At 71.3% G+C, this 15,972-nt stretch carries 12 protein-coding genes and 1 pseudogene; 6 read left to right on the top strand and 7 right to left on the bottom strand.

Annotated features, from left to right (window positions below; genetic code table 11):
- Nucleotides 1-3: 3 nt before the first annotated feature.
- Nucleotides 4-1,152 (bottom strand): Re/Si-specific NAD(P)(+) transhydrogenase subunit alpha, encoded by a 1,149-nt coding sequence (locus G4X40_RS21540; RefSeq protein ID WP_277835679.1) that lies wholly within the window; start codon nucleotides 1,150-1,152, stop codon nucleotides 4-6.
- Nucleotides 1,153-1,422: 270 nt separating this feature from the next.
- Here G4X40_RS21540 and G4X40_RS21535 point away from each other — a divergent pair, with 270 nt between their 5' ends.
- A complete protein-coding gene (locus tag G4X40_RS21535) occupies nucleotides 1,423-2,067 on the top strand; it encodes a Type 1 glutamine amidotransferase-like domain-containing protein (protein ID WP_277835678.1) in 645 nt (214 codons plus the stop codon).
- Nucleotides 2,068-2,099: 32 nt separating this feature from the next.
- Here the strand turns inward: G4X40_RS21535 and G4X40_RS21530 are convergent, their stop codons facing one another.
- Both G4X40_RS21530 and G4X40_RS21525 read right to left on the bottom strand, forming a co-directional pair.
- Complete coding sequence (locus G4X40_RS21530; RefSeq protein ID WP_277835677.1) at nucleotides 2,100-2,387, bottom strand: hypothetical protein; 288 nt, start codon at nucleotides 2,385-2,387, stop codon at nucleotides 2,100-2,102.
- A gap of 439 nt (nucleotides 2,388-2,826) precedes the next feature.
- Nucleotides 2,827-3,159, bottom strand: a complete 333-nt coding sequence (locus G4X40_RS21525) for a hypothetical protein (RefSeq protein ID WP_277835676.1) — start codon at nucleotides 3,157-3,159, stop codon at nucleotides 2,827-2,829.
- 398 nt (nucleotides 3,160-3,557) lie between these two features.
- Between G4X40_RS21525 and G4X40_RS21520 the strand changes: the two genes are divergently transcribed.
- The 3 genes from G4X40_RS21520 to G4X40_RS21510 are packed head-to-tail and all read left to right on the top strand — an operon-like array spanning nucleotide 3,558 to nucleotide 6,249.
- Nucleotides 3,558-4,625: a tellurite resistance/C4-dicarboxylate transporter family protein gene (locus G4X40_RS21520; RefSeq protein ID WP_277835675.1), complete on the top strand. Its 1,068-nt coding sequence runs from the start codon at nucleotides 3,558-3,560 to the stop codon at nucleotides 4,623-4,625.
- An 8-nt stretch (nucleotides 4,626-4,633) separates the two neighbouring features.
- Nucleotides 4,634-5,200 carry a DUF309 domain-containing protein gene (locus tag G4X40_RS21515; RefSeq protein ID WP_277835674.1) on the top strand — a complete coding sequence of 189 codons (567 nt, stop codon included), beginning with the start codon at nucleotides 4,634-4,636 and terminating at the stop codon, nucleotides 5,198-5,200.
- The gene (locus G4X40_RS21510) at nucleotides 5,197-6,249 is read left to right on the top strand and encodes a CobW family GTP-binding protein (protein WP_277835673.1); all 1,053 of its coding nucleotides are present in this window, start codon (nucleotides 5,197-5,199) and stop codon (nucleotides 6,247-6,249) included. Before G4X40_RS21515 ends, G4X40_RS21510 begins: the two co-directional genes overlap by 4 nt.
- Before the next feature lie 34 nt (nucleotides 6,250-6,283).
- Here the strand turns inward: G4X40_RS21510 and G4X40_RS21505 are convergent, their stop codons facing one another.
- Both G4X40_RS21505 and G4X40_RS21500 read right to left on the bottom strand, forming a co-directional pair.
- Nucleotides 6,284-7,960, bottom strand: a complete 1,677-nt coding sequence (locus tag G4X40_RS21505) for a nuclease-related domain-containing DEAD/DEAH box helicase (RefSeq protein WP_277835672.1) — start codon at nucleotides 7,958-7,960, stop codon at nucleotides 6,284-6,286.
- Nucleotides 7,961-8,002: 42 nt separating this feature from the next.
- Nucleotides 8,003-8,875, bottom strand: a complete 873-nt coding sequence (locus G4X40_RS21500) for a uracil-DNA glycosylase (RefSeq protein WP_277835670.1) — start codon at nucleotides 8,873-8,875, stop codon at nucleotides 8,003-8,005.
- A gap of 36 nt (nucleotides 8,876-8,911) precedes the next feature.
- On the opposite strand from G4X40_RS21500, the pseudogene G4X40_RS21495 reads away from it, so the two are divergent.
- A pseudogene (locus G4X40_RS21495) lies at nucleotides 8,912-9,698 on the top strand (SIR2 family NAD-dependent protein deacylase).
- A gap of 72 nt (nucleotides 9,699-9,770) precedes the next feature.
- A complete protein-coding gene (locus tag G4X40_RS21490; RefSeq protein ID WP_277835666.1) occupies nucleotides 9,771-10,382 on the top strand; it encodes a hypothetical protein in 612 nt (203 codons plus the stop codon).
- Nucleotides 10,383-10,389: 7 nt separating this feature from the next.
- On the opposite strand, the gene G4X40_RS21485 is transcribed toward G4X40_RS21490, so the two are convergent.
- Nucleotides 10,390-11,169 carry a DNA-formamidopyrimidine glycosylase family protein gene (locus G4X40_RS21485; RefSeq protein ID WP_277835662.1) on the bottom strand — a complete coding sequence of 260 codons (780 nt, stop codon included), beginning with the start codon at nucleotides 11,167-11,169 and terminating at the stop codon, nucleotides 10,390-10,392.
- On the bottom strand, nucleotides 11,156-15,799 hold the full coding sequence (locus G4X40_RS21480; protein ID WP_277835659.1) for an ATP-dependent helicase: 4,644 nt from the start codon (nucleotides 15,797-15,799) through the stop codon (nucleotides 11,156-11,158). The genes G4X40_RS21485 and G4X40_RS21480 overlap by 14 nt, the downstream gene beginning before the upstream one ends.
- Between the last annotated feature and the right edge of the window lie 173 nt (nucleotides 15,800-15,972).

Here is a 15,972-nt window from a genome sequence, read left to right as displayed (position 1 = left end):
CCCCTACTTCTCGTCCGCCGCGGCGGCGCCCACGGCGACGGGGTCGGTCCGGTCGGCGCCGGCCACGCAGGCGGCGGCGATGATCTCGTCGTCGAAGTCCGGCGCCAGGACGCCGTCCTTCAACATCAGTTCGAGCAGCGCCTCGACGTTGCGCGAGTACAACTCGGACGCGTGCTCGGGCATGGTCGCCGGCAGGTTCAGCGGCGAGCAGATGCTCACGCCGTGCTTGACGGCGGTCTGGCCGGGCTCGGTGAGCTCGCAGTTTCCGCCGGTCTCGCCGGCCAGGTCGACGATGACGCTGCCGGGGCGCATGCCCTCGACGGCGGCGGCGGTCACCAGCTTCGGCGCGGGACGGCCCGGGACCAGCGCGGTCGTGACGACCACGTCGAAGCCCTTGATCGCATCCTCGAGCGCCTGCTGCTGCTGGGCCCGCTCGGCCTCGGTGAGCTCGCGGGCGTAGCCGCCCTCGCCGGCGGCGTCGATGCCCAGGTCGAGCCACTGCGCGCCGACCGAGCGGACCTGATCGGCCACCTCGGGGCGCACGTCGTAGCCGGTGGTGCGGCCGCCGAGACGCTTCGCGGTCGCGAGCGCCTGCAGGCCGGCCACGCCGACACCGAGCACCAGCACGGTCGCGGGCTTGACGGTGCCCGCGGCGGTGGTGAGCATCGGGAAGAACCGGGTCGACTCGTTCGCGGCGACGAGCACGGCCTTGTAGCCGGCGACGTTCGCCTGCGAGGAGAGCGCATCCATCACCTGGGCGCGGGAGATACGTGGGATCGCCTCGACCGCGAACGCGCGGATCCCGGCCTCGCGCAGCGCCTCGATGCCGTCCGCGTTGCCGCGGGGGTTCAGGAACCCGATCAGCGTGGTGCCCCGCGCCACGCGCGCGAGTTCACCCGCGTCGGGTGCCGCCACCTTCACGATGACGTCCGCCGACCAGGCGTCGCCGATCGTCGCGCCGGCATCGAGGTAGGCCTGGTCGGGGATCAACGCACCCAACCCCGCCCCGGCCTCGACGACGACCTCGACGCCGCGGCCGCGGAGCTTCTCCACCACCTTCGGCACCAAGGCCACCCGGCGCTCGCCGTCAGCCGACTCTCGAACCACGCCAACCGTGCAGCGGCGCGACTGCGCACTCTGTGTTGTTTCCAACTTTCTGACTTTCTGCGTGTGAATGTGCAACCTGTCTGAGCCCCGTGGTGGTTGCGCCCACAACCCGGCGGAAGATGACCCGGCCCCGGGGGATCACTGACTATAGACAGACACGACCCGAGGTTGGAAAGCCGAAAACCGCTAATCGGGCTCTGAATCGAGGCAGTGACGGCACATTTCGGCGAACGGGTTCCTGTCAGACGGCAGGTCAGGGCGTCTGCATCGATGGAGTACGTATCGAACCGGCAACGGACGGGTAGCGTCCGGCGGATGCGGCTGTTCCTGTCCTCTCTGCGCCTCGGTAACCATCCCGAGCGCCTCCGCGCGCTGGTCCGGCCCGGTGCCGGGGTCGCGGTCGTCGGCAATGCGCTCGACGCGTGGCCGGAGCGTGCCCGGCAGAACGCCGTCACCAGCGAGTTCCCGGCACTGCGCGCCATCGGGCTGGAGCCGGTGGAACTGGATCTGCGGGACTTCATCGGGGCGCCGGACCGGTTGCGCGGCGCCCTCGAACACCGCGAGTTGATCTGGGTGCGCGGCGGCAACACCTTCGTGCTGCGGGTCCAGCTCGCCCGCAGCGGCGCCGATGCGGTGATCGCCGAATCACTGGCCCGCGACGCGCTCGCCTACGGCGGATACAGCGCCGGCGCGTGCGTGGCCGGGCCGTCGCTGGCCGGGCTGGAGTCCGTGGACGATCCCGCAGAAGTCGCGGCCGTCAGCCCGGGATCTCCCGTGCGGTGGGACGGGCTCGGGTTGATCGAGCACCGGGTGGTCCCCCATTTCGGCACCCCGGGATATCCCGAGGAGGACGCCATCCGCCGGATCGCCGCCGACTATGCGGCGGCCGGAATCGCCCATCATCGGCTCGGGGACGGCCACGCGCTCGTCGTCGACGGCGCACATGCAGAACTGCGGTGACCCGGACGGGTCACCGCAGTTCATGGAAGGGTCTACGCGGCGTGATGCCGGGCGGAACGGTCGCCGAGAAGAGCGGACTCATAGGCGCCGTCCAACAGCGCGGTCACCAGCTGCTCCGGGTGCGCCTGCCACTCCGAGCGAAGGAAGGCCAGTTCGAGGTCGGTGAACAGGCCGGTGTATTCGAGCTGCTCGACCCACTCGTCCACATTCGCCTCGCGGATGCGGTCGAGCAGATCGTCGTCCAGTCCGCGCCCGTCGAACTCACCACACAACGCTGCACTGACCAGCGACTGCAACGCCGTAAACGAGCTACCCATCATCTGCCGTCCTCACTCTCAAACCGAACGGGCCTGCCGATCCCGCCGTTCCTCGAGTTGAACCGCACCCGAACGGCGGTCCTTCTCAACCGTGCCGGAACCTCCGCACCGTCACGACCTGCGGCGTAACGCTGAAGACAACTCCGACGATGAGTAGACGGTAACCGGCGAACCCGCGCCGAGGACAGGCCGAATCCCGTTTCGTTTATAACAATTCGATAACAGTCGGCGAGTCTGGGTCACCGTCGGACCCGCCCGGCCGATGCCTGTCTGCCCACCGAACCCGCACCTGCAGGGCATTTTCCCTGATGGCAGCTGCTTTTCGTCGCCGGCCGAGCCGATCGCACGGGCCGAATCGAGTCGGACCTGTGTCCAACACCGGTGGCCACGACGGATCGGCAGGTCCGGTACCGGACCGAGAACCTGACCACCGACCGGCTCGTCACCCGTTGACGGCTGTGGGCCACTCCTCGTCCGGTCTCCCCGCCGGCGACCGGCCCCACAGTGCCGTCGCCGAGTGGCCGATCCGCACCTCGTCGAGGTCGCCGATCAAGGCGGCCACCAACAACTCCGGCGAGTCCGACCACTGCGCCCGCAGATAGTGGATCTCCAGTTCGGTGAACAGACCGGTGGCCTCGATCTGTTCGATCCACACGTCGATGTCGCCGTCGCGGATCCGGGCGAACACCCGGGCGTCCACCGCGGTGTCGTCGAACTCGCCGCGGATCACCGCGCAGGCGAGCGTGTGAACTCCAGAGGAATGTGCGTCGACCATCGTCGTCCCCGTCCGAACGATGCCGGATCCAGCCCGACCGGCAATGATGTTGTGTGGAACCGCCCACCGGCCGGATTCACGCGGCCATTCGGTCGAATCACGACACATCCGTCGAATGGCACGAGACGCAATGCGAAATCGGTCCCGCGCGCCATTCGACACGACGTCGGTGAACGTCACGCACGACGATGATTCCGACAGTTCCCGCCTTCCGGCGAACACTGCCGCGTACCTCACCGACGATGTGCACAACGTAGCGTCATTTCCGGCGAGCGGGCGGGAAATCCTCGGCGCGGCAAACGTTTCGGTTGTATAACACCCAAAGCCTCCGCAACTCGGTGACAACTCACAAATGACCGACGAGTCCGCCGGTACGAAAATGGCGCCACGAATCGGCCATGACACCGATCCGTGTCTCCTACGCTGTGGGCGTGCACCGGATCCGCGGTCTGAGCCCGGCCGAATTCGCCTTCGTGATGGCGACCGGCATCATCTCCACCGCCCTCGCCGCCGATGCCGCCCGGTACGTCTCGCTCGCCCTACTGGCCGTCGCGATCGCCGCCTACCTCATGCTGTGTGTCATCCACCTGACCCGGCTCGCCTGCTGGCCGGGCGAATTCCTGGCGGAACTCGTCAGCCCTCGCGGGTTCACCTTCCTGACCTTCGTGGCCGCGTCCAACGTGCTCTCGACCCGGATGACCAACGCCGGGGTGCACTGGGCGGGCGCGGTGCTGCTGGTGATCGGCTTCGTGGCGTGGCTCGGCCTCGGTTACGGCGTGCCGCTCGGCCTGATCGCGCATGCGCGCCGCGACAGCGTGTTCGATCCGGTCAACGGCACCTGGTTCCTGTGGGTGGTCGGCACCCAGTCGGTCGCGGTGGCCGCCGCGACCCTCGCGCACGCCACCGCGCGCCCCGACCTGGCCGCGCTGGCCGCGATCTGCTGGGCCATCGGGGTCGTGCAATGGCTGCTGATCGCGTCGGTCGAGTTCGCCCGGCTGCTGCTGCGCCGACTCGAGCTGGCCGACTCGGTCGCGCCGTTCTGGGTGTTCATGGGCTCCGCTGCGATCAGCATCGTCGCGGGCGCCAAGGTCTCGTCGGCCCCGGCGGCCGACCAACTGCTCGCGCCGGACTTCGTGCGGACCCTGTCGATGGTGCTGTGGGGGTTCGCCACCTGGCTGATCCCGCTGTTGGTCGGCCTGATGATCTGGCAGCGCGGTCGGCAGGGCCTGGCGCTCGACTACCGCACCACCTGGTGGGCGATGGTGTTCCCGGTCGGCATGTACGGCGTCGCGTGCCGCGAACTCGGCCTGGTCACCGATCAGTCGTGGCTGGTCACCACCGCGGACTGGGAGGCCTGGGTGGCGCTGGCGGTCTGGCTGATCGTGCTGGTCGCGTTGTTCGTGCACGAGCGGGTGCTGCACCGGCCCGACGCCCCGGATCGGCCCGCAACGACACCGCTGGGATAGTGGAGGGCATGGCCGGCGAACCGATCCGGCGGATCCCCCGGGACCGCGACGCATCCGGGCGGGCCCGCAACGCCCGGCCCCGGGACGGCCTGGGCCGCCCCCTTCCGTACGGCTCCACCGGGGTTCCGCGTCAACCGGAGGGCGTGCTCCGCAGCCCCGCCGAGACCGTGGACGAGGCGCAGCGGCTGCTCGACGGGGGACGTCCGTTCCACGCGCACGAGGTGTTCGAGGACGCCTGGAAGGCCACACAGGCGAAGAGGTCGGCGGCCGAATCCGATCGCCGTGACCAGCGGTTGTGGAAGGCGTTGGCGCAGTATGCGGTCGGTCTCACCCATTGCGCCCGCGGCAACCCGTCCGGCGCCGCCGCCCTCCTGCGGCGCTGCGTGGAGGGCCTCGAACCGTTGGCCTCGACCACCCCGTACGGCCTCGACCTCGCCACGCTGGTCGGGTTCTCCCGCTCGCTCGCGGGGCGGCTCGAGGCCGAGTCCGCTGCACCGGGAACGCCGGTCCTGACCGACCCGCCGCGGCTGCGCGCGACACCGAAGACCGCGACACCGAAGACGGTGGGCCGGTGAGGCGGATCCCGGTCGTCGTGCTCACCGGATTCCTGGGCTCGGGCAAGACGACGCTGCTCAATCACCTGCTGCGCAACCGCATGGGGGTGCGGGTCGGGGTGATCGTCAACGACTTCGGCGCGATCAACATCGACGCCATGCTGGTGGCCGGGCAGGTCGATTCGATGGTCTCGCTCGGCAACGGCTGCATGTGCTGCGCTGTCGACGGCGGCGACATGGACGAGATGCTCGGCCGGCTGGCCGAGCCGGCGGCCGACATCGACGTCATCGTCGTCGAGGCCAGCGGTCTCGCCGAGCCGCGCAACCTGATCCGGATGATCCTCGGCAGCGACCACGGCGGGGTGCGCTACGGCGGACTGGTGCAGGTGGTCGACGCGGCGGAGTTCCCCGCGACCCGCGCCGTCCACCCCGAGATCGACCAGCACCTGCGGATGGCGGACCTGGTGATATTGGGCAAGATCGACCGGGTCGGCGACGAGGATCGTCGCGCGGTGCTGGCCACGGTGCGCGAACTGACCTCCGGCGCACCGGTTCTCGAGGCAGTACACGGCCGCATCGATCCGGGCCTGCTGTTCGACGCGCGGGCGCGTCCGGCGTTTGACGGACCACGACAGCTGACGCTCGACGAGCTGTGGGCCGAGGTGCACGACAGCGAAGACAGCGACCGCGACGACGGGGACCACTCTGGGCACCTGCACGCCGGCTACCAGAGCGTCGAGTTCACCGCGGACGACCCGGTGCACCCGCGACGGTTCGCGGAGTTCCTCGAGGAGCAGCCCGCCGGGCTGTACCGGATCAAGGGGTTCGTGCACTTCGGGTTGCCCGGGCACCGCGACAAGTTCACCGTGCAGACTGTCGGGCGCTTCGTGCGGTTCGAGCGGTCGAGGTGGGAGCGCGACGAACCCCGGGCCACCGCGCTGGTGCTGATCGGGTCGGGCATCGATGGTGACGCGATCCGCGCCCGGCTGGCGCGCTGCACGATGGCGGATCCGCGGGACGTCGACGAGCACGCGATGCTCGGCGTGCTGCGCTACGTCGAGGACAGCTGAGCGGTCGCCGGCACCGCTACGTCGACGGGCACGGTCACACCGACGGCACGGTCACACCGGCGACCGATCCCAGCCGGCGCATCAGTTCGGGACCGCCGACCTCGCAGACCAGGTTCGGGTCGCCGCACACGATCAGCTGATCGCGGGCGCGGGAGAGCCCGACGTACAGTCGCTCGCGCGAACGTTCCTGCGGCTCCGACTCGTTCACGGCCAGCACGACAGCGCGGCGTTCGAGCCCCTTGAATCCCAGCACGTGGCCGTAGAACACCTGATCGGTGTCCCAGAAGCTTTCCCAGTACGCCTCGTTGCCGAGCTGCTGGCGACCGACCTGTTCGGGATGCCGGCTGCCCGTAGACAGCAGCGCGACGTCCTCGGGCCGCCACCCGGCGTCGAGCAGCACGTCGATCTGGTCGTCGGCCACCGCCAGCGCGTCCAACCCGCGGCACGACACGAAACTCACGTCCGGCCCGTCGCCACCGAGTAGCCGCATCCGCTGTCCGACAAGTGGATTGAAGCTCTGCGCGATCTGCCGGGTGTTGCGCAGATTGGTGTCGAGCGCCAACGGTACGAGCGGGATCGGTGGCACGCCCTGCCGGTCGAACACCCGCTGCCCCTCGTCGCCGAAGACGAAGACGCCGCTGTCCTCGTCGTCGCGCAGCGCGGCGAGCATCGGCGGCCACCAGGCGTCGGCGAAATCCTGCGCCTCGTCCACCACCACCGAGTCGAACCGGCGCCCAGACTCCAGCGCCAGCGCCAGCTCGTACATCTGGTTCGGCAGGTCCTGCTCCCAAAAGCGCACGGTCTCCGGGCCGCGCACCGACTCGTCCGGCCCCTTCGGCGCACCCCATAGCTTGCCGAGGGCGTGGAACTCGCCGACATAGGCCGGGCGCTGCTTACGCGGCCAGGCGTCGGTGACCCGCTTGAGATACGACGCCAGACCGTGCGAGTAGCAGACCAGCGCGACCCGCTGACCCGACTGCGCCAGCCGCCGTGCCTGTTCCAGCGCCAGGAACGTCTTGCCGCTGCCCGCTCCCCCGCGCACCTCGATGCGGCGCAGCTGACGGGCCGCGTCGAGGATGATCGCCTGCTGCGCGGTGAGCGCATCGGCCGCGTCCTCGTGGTCGAGCGCGCGGGAGACGACGTCGCGCTGCGGCAGTCCCCGTCCGCCGAGCACCTCGGTCAGCGAATCGACGTCGTCGGTGGTGACCAGCGGCCGACCCAGTTCGTGGTCGTGGGCGAGCTCCCACAGCAGCGACGCGAACCGGTCGAGTTGGGTGCGGTCGATCACCTTCCAGCGCGGACAGTCCGGCAGTGCGAAGTCGGCGGGCAGTTCGGTGTTCGGCAGCACGACCATGTGGTCCCAATGGAGCCGGCGACCGGTCCATCGCGGATCCGATTCGACGAAGGAACGCAGCGCGTAACAGGCCTCACGGGCCTGACGCACAGGGTGGATGGTCGCGTCGCGGCCGCCGCGCACCTGCTTCCAGCCGGTGCCGTCGTGCCACACCTCGCCGCCTTTGACCTCGAGCGCGACGATGCCCGCGCCCTCGATCGCCACCAGGAAGTCGATCTCGTGGTCCTTGAGCCGGTCGGTCACCCGTTGCCCGGCAACGACCAGATCGCGGTCGCCGAGTTGACCGAGCAGTGCCCGCCACACGGTCTCCTCGGCCCTGTTGGCAAGCGGCGGCTTCTCCGGAAGGTGACGGGGCATGGGCTCGATACTGTCACGAGTGCCGAACCGGCGGTGCAGGACTCAGCGCGGGGCGCTGCCGCCGCATCCCCACGACAGGCCCGCGAGGTCGCGGCCGGTCGTCAACACGTCGTCGAGCATCGGCTCGGTGAGCTTGCGGGTGAAGGTGTTCTGCTGGCTGGGGTGGAAGCAGCCCAGCAGCGTGACGGCTTGCCCATCCGCGGTGCGCAACTCGGCGCGGGCGCCGTGGCCGAACTTCGGCTTGGGTGTGGGCACCGTGCCGCCCGTGCGCCGCACCATCCGCAGCGAGGCGTCCCAGCCGAACGAGCCGAGCGCGACGATGACCCGCACCCAGCGCTGCACGGCCAGGAACTCGGCGTCGAGCCACTGTGCGCAGCAGTCGCGTTCGGTGATGTCCGGCTTGTTGGCGGGCGGGGCGCAGCGCACCGCCGACACCATCCGCGCCCCGAACAGCTTCTGCCCGTCCGCTGTGTTCTCGGCCGTCGGCTTGGCGGCCACGCCGATGCGGTGCAGGGAACGGAACAGCCAGTCGCCCGCTTGGTCGCCGGTGAACATGCGGCCGGTCCGGTTGCCGCCGTTGGCGGCCGGCGCCAGCCCGACGATCAGCAGCTTGGGGAACGTGTCACCGAAACCCGGCAGCGGCCGGCCCCAGTACGGCTGCGCCTCGAACGAACGGCGTTTGCCGCGGGCCGAGTCCTCGCGCCACTGCACCAACCGCGGGCAGGCCCGGCACACCGAGATGCGGGCATCCAGCTCGGCGATCCGGGCGCCGTCGGCAAGCCGGCCGACGTCCTGCGCCGTGTGCGCGACCGGGGTGTGTCCGTCGGCCGGGTCTCCGGGCCAGCCCTCACCCGGCAGCACCGGCGACGGGAACAGTTCGCCGGTCGCGGGATGCGGCAGCAGTTCGCCGGTCATCGGAGCAGGTACCGCGCGCGGAGCACAATCGTCGCCATGACCTCCATTGAACCCTCCCTCGATCCCGCGTTGGTGGCGGCCGCGCAACGGGCCCGGCGCGTCACGGTCTTCAGCGGTGCGGGGATGAGCGCCGAGAGCGGCATCGCCACCTTCCGCGACGCCCAGACCGGGCTGTGGGAGCGGTTCGACCCAACCGAGCTCGCCTCCCCCGAGGGCTGGGCGCGCGACCGCGCGCTGGTGTGGGCCTGGTATCAGTGGCGCGCCGCGCAGGTGCGGCCGGGTGCGGCCGAACGCCGGTCACCTCGCGCTGGCCCGCTGGGCCTGCGCGGCCGAGTTGACGGTGATCACCCAGAACGTCGACGACCTGCACGAGCGCGCCGGATCGGCGGTCGACGCGCATCTGCACGGCAGCCTGTTCGCGCCGCGGTGCAGCGTTTGCGGGCACCCCGCCGACGGCCTGGTATCGGCTGCAACCGCCGAGCCGGCCGAACGGGTCGAGCCGCCTGCGTGCACGGCGTGCGGTGGCCCGATCAGGCCTGGGGTGGTCTGGTTCGGCGAGGAGTTGCCCCGGGATGCCTGGGCGACCGCCGTCTCGGCGGCGGACGACTGCGACCTGATGGTCGTGGTCGGCACGTCCGCGGTCGTCTATCCCGCCGCCGAACTCCCGTTGCGGGCGGCGAGGTCGGGTGCCACGGTCGTCGAGATCAATCCCGAGCAGACCGGGCTGTCCGACGCGGTCCACCACGTGTGCCGGGACACCGCCGCTCACGCGCTGCCTGCGCTCGTCGACGCGGTGTGCGGGCCGGGATCGCCCGCCGGGTGAGCGACCGGCCTGTCAGGACGGCCAACGGGCCGCCGCACGGGCACTCGGCAACGCACGCTTACGATGCCAGGCATGGTTGAGGTCACGCGAACACGCGTCATCGTGGTGTCGGGGGCGGCCGCAGTGGGTGCACTCGTGGCGTGCGTGGTGATGCTGCCGGGCTCGTCCGACACGACCTCGGCCGCGACCGCCGCACCGATGACCACCGCCGCCGCCCCCGCACCAGTCGTCGCCCCCGTCGTGCCGACGACCACTGCCGCACCGACGACGACCGCGGCCGACGACACCGCACTGACCGCATTCGCCGGCGAGCAACCGGGCCTCTACTACTTCACCAGCCCCGATGGGAAGTTCCAGTGCGGCCTGTTCACCGACACCCCGGTGGTGGCCGGCTGCCACGGTGCGATCCCGCCGGACGCGCCGAAGGTATCCGGCTCGAACGGCTCGGGTTCGCCGACCGCCCCCAACACCGTGCAGGTGACCGTCGGCTCGGCGGCGCAGTTCCTCAACGCCGGCGACCCGAAGTTCCTTCGCGTCGACGGCACCGCCAAGCCGCTGCCGGTCGGCCAGTCGCTGGCCGCTGCCGGACTGGACTGCACCGCCGAGAGCGCCGACACCGTCTCGTGCCACGACGAGCACGGGCACGGATTCACCGTGTCAGACAGCGACTTCACCCTGAACTGAGCGGTCCTCACCGCTGGCAGTGCGGGCACACGAACAGCCGGCGCTCGCGCGTCGGATCGTCGCCCAGCATCCCGGTCTCGATCGTGGTGCCGCACCGTCGGCACGGTAGGTTCGCCCGGCCGTACACCCAGGTGCGCCGGCCGCGTCGCGTGTCGCCGGTGGTGGTCCGGATCGGGCGGTCCCGGTTCGCGGTGAACAGCCGGTGCGCGAGGTCCACCAACGCAGTTACATCGCCGACCTCACCGGCCGGCCGCCGCGGGTCCACGCCGCGCAGAAAACACACCTCGGCCAGGTACTCGTTACCGATCCCCGCCAGGTTGCGCTGGTCGAGCAGGGTCGTGCCGATGAGTCGGTCCGGGTCGGCGCGCAGGTTGCGCACCGCGCGCGCCGGGTCCCAGTCGGGGCCGAGCAGGTCGGGCCCGAGGTAGGCCAGCCGCTCCGATTCCTCGGCGCGTGCGAACACCTCGGTGACGCCGAGTGAGAAGCCGACGGCCTCGACGTCGTCGGTCGCGAATACGATCCGCGCCTGGTGGGCGGGACGGCGCCAGCGTGAGCCCACCGGGTGGATCTGCCATTGGCCTTCCATCTTCAGATGCGTGTGCACGTCGAAGTCGCCGACCCGGATGAGCAGATGCTTGCCGCGGCTGACCGCCGAATCCACGACCTGCCCGGCGAGGTCGACGGTGGCGAAGGTGGGGACGCGGATGTCGCACCGGCGCAGCGTCTTTCCCGACAGTGCCCGGTCCAGCAACCGTGCGGCCTGCCAGACGGTGTCACCCTCGGGCACGGCCGTCCCGCCCCTGTTGAGGTTGCCGGGCGGGTGTCAGCCGCAGCCCCGGCGCATAGCGCAACCGCAAACCCCGGGGTGTCGCCGAGAAGCCCACCTCGGTCAATGTCGCCGCCAGCGCGCTCGCGTGCACGGACTGCCCGTCGACCTTCTCGACGACCACCTTGTCGACAGCACCCTCGATGACAGTGTCGGCCAACGACTGCGCCGCGGCGTGCAGCGTGTCCGGTCCGTCGGCGAAGGTCAGCAGCGTCTTGCCGCCGCGCTCGACGAACAGCACCAGTTCGCCGTCGACGAGCACGACCAGTCCCCCGGCCTTTCGCCCCGGCCGGTGCCCGACACCCCTGTCACCGGACGCGACGTCCCCCGCGGCAGGGTCCGGGCGGGTGGGCCAGGCCAGCGCTGCGCCGTACGGGTTCGCCGGATCGCACGCGGCCAGGGTGATCGCGCAGCGCAGCGGCTCGGTCTGGTCGAGGCGGTCGCCGTGACCGCGCAACCGGTCGACGACCGCCGAGGTGGCGAACTGGGCGCCGCCGAGGCCCGCGACGAAGTAGCCGCGCCGACACCGCCCGCCGTCCTCGAAGCCGCTGAGCACCTTGTACATCGACGCGAACCCGCCGGGGATCTCCTCCGCCACGACCGCGCCGCGGGTGACCACGCCGTACCGGTCGAGCAGTTGCTCGGCCTGCGCGTGCGCGCGGATCGTCGGGTCCGGTTCGACGGCCGGCAGCAGCGACCAGCGGCCGGCGGCGGTCGGCGGGCCGGTCCGGGTGGGCAGCGCCGCGGCCGAGAGCCGGGCGGCCCGGCCGTACACCCGGGCGCGCGGGGCCCGCCGCGGCACCCGGTGGCTCGGCGTGGACCGCACTGTCCCGTGCAGCAGCGCCCGCACCGGGGCCAGCGTGTCGTTGCTGACCCGCCCCGCCCACACCAGGTCCCACAGCGCGGCGACGGTCGCGGCATCGTCGACCTCCGGCCCTAGCTGGTCGGCGAGTTGGCGGAAGAAGTACGCACCCCCGCCGCCGAGCACGTCGACGATCGCGGTGTGCAACGCGGCGAGTTCGAGTTCGGCGGGCGGGACGAGGGTCAGCGGCGCGGTGTCTGCCAGGTGCAGCGCGACCCAGCCGTCGCGACCCGAGATTGCCCCGGTCCCCGACCACACCAATTCGCCGGTGGCGGTGAGCTCGTCGAGCATGCCGGGACGGTAGTCCGCCACCCGCTGCGGCAGCACCAGCGACTCCCACGCCGACGCCGGAATCGGTGCGCCCGCAAGCTGTTCGACCACCGCGACCACGCCGTCGAGCCCGCGGGCCTGCCGACCGACGTGCTGCCAGTCGGGCAGGAACCGTCCCAGCGCGGCGGCGCTGACCGGTTCGATCTCCTCGCGGGCGGCGGCGAGCGAGCGCCGTCGCAGCCGCCGCAGCACCTCCGCGTCGCACCATTCGCTGCCGGCCAGTTCGGGGCGGAACTCCCCCTCGAGCACCCGCTTGTCGGCGGCCAGCCGGACCAGCGCGTCGCGGGCGACCGCTGTGCCCAGACCGAACCGGGCGGCCACCTCGTCGACCGTGAACGGGCCGTGGGTGCGGGCGAACCGGCCGATCAGGTCGCCCAGCGGGTCGGCGACCGGTTCGATGAACGCCGTCGGGACGCCGATCGGCAGCGGCACCCCCAGCGCATCGCGCAGCCGCGCCGCGTCCTCGATCGCCGACCACCAATGCCGGCCGGCGAAGCCCACCCGCAGTGCGCGTTTCGCGTCGACCAGTTCCTGCGCCCACGCGGTGGCCCCGTCGCCGACGGCGTTGCTGCGTGCCCGCAGCTCGTGGTCGGTGAGCGGGCCGAGCAGCCGCAGCAGGTCGGCGACACCCTCGGCGTCGCGTGCGTGCCGCTCGGGGGTGAGCCGTTGCAGTTCCTGCTCGGTCTGCTCGATGACCGCCGGGTCCAGCAGCTCACGCAGCTCGACGCGGCCGAGCAGTTCGGCAAGCAGGCTCGTGTCCAACGACAGTGCGGCGGCCCGACGTTCGGCCAGCGGGCTGTCGCCCTCGTACATGAACTCGCCCACGTAGCCGAACAGCAGCGCCGCGGCGAACGGCGACGGCGTGGCGGTCTCGACCTCGGCGATACGGACCTGGCGACGCTCGACCCGGCCGAGCAGCTCGCGCAGCGACGGCAGGTCGTACACGTCCTGCAGGCATTCGCGGACCGTCTCGAGAAGGATCGGGAACTGCGGATATCTGCGGGCGACGTCGAGCAGCTGCGCGGACCGCTGCCGCTGCTGCCACAGTGGTGCGCGTTTGCCGGGGTTGCGGCGCGGCAGCAGCAGCGCACGGGCGGCGCACTCACGGAATCGCGACGCGAACAGTGAAGAGCCGCCGACCTGTTCGGTGACCACATCCTCGATCTCGTTGCGGTCGAACACGAACAGGTCCGCACCGGGCGGCTCGTCTTCCATGTCGGGCAGCCGCACGATGATGCCGTCGTCCGACGCGGTCGGCGCCGCATCGATCCCGTACCGCTGCTGCAGCCGCGCGCCGATCGCCAGCGCCCACGGCGCGTGCACGGGCCGGCCGTACGGCGAGTGCAGCACCAGCCGCCAGTCGCCGAGTTCGTCGCGGAATCGCTCCACCAGCAGCGTGCGGTCGCTCGGCACCCGGCCGGTGCAGGTGGCCTGCTCGCCGATCAGCGCGACCAGGTTCGCCGCGGCGTTCTCGTCGAGACCGTCGTCGCCCAGTTTCGAGCGCAACTGCTCCGGGTCCGCGGCAGCCGACTCTCGTAGGAACGCGCCGAGCGCCTGCCCCAACTCGGCGGGACGGCCCAGCCCGTCGCCGTGCCAGAACGGCAATCGTCCGGGCAACCCGTAGGCGGGGCTGACCAGCACCCGGTCGTGGGTGATCTCCTCGATGCGCCAACTGGTGGCGCCGAGCGCGAACACGTCGCCGACGCGCGACTCGTAGACCATCTCCTCGTCGAGTTCGCCGACCCGGGAACCGCCCTCGCCGACCATGAACACCGCGAACAGCCCGCGGTCGGGGATGGCGCCGCCGGAGGTGACCGCCAACCGCTGCGCGCCGGGGCGGCCGGTGAGCGTGCCCGCGTCCCGGTCCCACACCACCCGCGGCCGCAGTTCGGCGAACTCGTCGGACGGGTACCGACCGGCGAGCAGGTCGAGCGTCGCCTCGTAGGCGCTGCGCGGCAGCGTCGCGAAGGACCCGCTGCGCCGGACGGTGTCGAACCACTCGTCGACGTCGATCGGTTCGAGTGCGGTCGCCGCGACGGTCTGCTGGGCGAGGATGTCGAGCGGGTTGGCCGGGACCGCCAGCGCCTCGATCTGCCCGGCGACCATGCGGGCGGCGGTGACCGCGCAGTGGATCAGGTCGGTGCGGTGTTTCGGAAACAGCACCCCGCGCGAGACCTCTCCGACCTGGTGCCCGGCGCGGCCGATGCGCTGCAGCCCGCTGGCCACCGACGGCGGCGCCTCCACCTGCACGACCAGGTCGACCGCGCCCATGTCGATGCCCAACTCCAGGCTCGACGTGGCGACCACACAGCGCAGCCGCCCGGACTTGAGGTCGTCCTCGATCAGCGCGCGCTGGTCCTTGCTGACCGAACCGTGGTGCGCCCGCGCGAGCAGCGGCGAGGCGCCGTGGATGACGTCGGTCGACGCCCCGAGCAGCGCGGGCGGCGCGTGGTCGAGGTCGACCGGATCGCCCAGCCTTTCCGCGTACACCTCGTTGAGCCGCGCGGTCAGCCGCTCGGCCAGCCGCCGTGAGTTCGCAAACACGATCGAGGACCGGTGGGCCAGCACCAGATCCGTGATCTGCTCCTCGACGTGCGGCCAGATGGACCCCTGCTGAGGCACCCGGGCGTCCCCTCCGCTCAAGCCGTCGGAGCCTCCATCGGTACCCAGCTCTGTCATGTCCGCGACCGGCACCCGCACGCTCAGGTCGAAGGTCTTCGCCGCGGGCGGCGCGACGATGCGGATGGGCGCGCCGCCGACCAGGAAGCGGCCGACCTCCTCGTGCGGCCGCACGGTCGCCGACAGACCGATCCGCTGCACGGGGCGCTCCGTCAGCAGGTCGAGTCGTTCGAGGGAAAGCGCCAGGTGCGCACCGCGTTTGGTGCCGGCCACCGCGTGCACCTCGTCGACGATGACGGTGTCGACAGTGGCCAGGGTCTGGCGGGCGGCCGAGGTGAGCATGAGGAACAGCGACTCGGGGGTGGTGATGAGGATGTCCGGCGGCGACTTGACCAGCGCGCGCCGGTCGGCCGGAGTGGTGTCGCCCGACCGCACGCCGACGGTGATCTCCGGCGGCTCGACCCCGAGACGTTTGGCGGTCTGGGTGATGCCGACCAGCGGTGCGCGCAGGTTGCGCTCGACGTCGACCGCCAGTGCCTTGAGCGGCGAGACGTAGAGGACCTTCGTGCCGCGCACCCGCTCCGCGCGGGCCGAGAGCTTGTCGAGTTCCCACAGGAACGCGGCGAGCGTCTTGCCGGACCCGGTCGGTGCGACGACCAGTGTGTGCGCGCCGCCGCCGATCGACTCCCACGCCCCGAGTTGTGCCGGGGTCGGGCCGTCGAACGCGCCGAGGAACCACTCCCGCGTGGGGGCGGTGAAGCGGTCCAGGGCGTCGGGCATGGGTCCATCGTGCACCGCGGGTACGACAGTGCGCCGATGTTGGCGGCGCGCCCTGGTCCGTGCACCCGCGCTGTCCGTCGCTCCCACACCACGCCGCGCCGCACTCTTCGTCCTCGCGCGCTCTCTTCTCCCACCCGCTGCGCTCCCGCGCGCGCTTTTCCTCACACGAATCG

Source organism: Speluncibacter jeojiensis (assembly GCF_029589495.1).
GTDB lineage: Bacteria > Actinomycetota > Actinomycetes > Mycobacteriales > Mycobacteriaceae > Speluncibacter > Speluncibacter jeojiensis.
The sequence above is the reverse complement of the archived record's forward strand: the minus strand, read 5'-3'. Positions and strand labels throughout refer to the sequence as shown.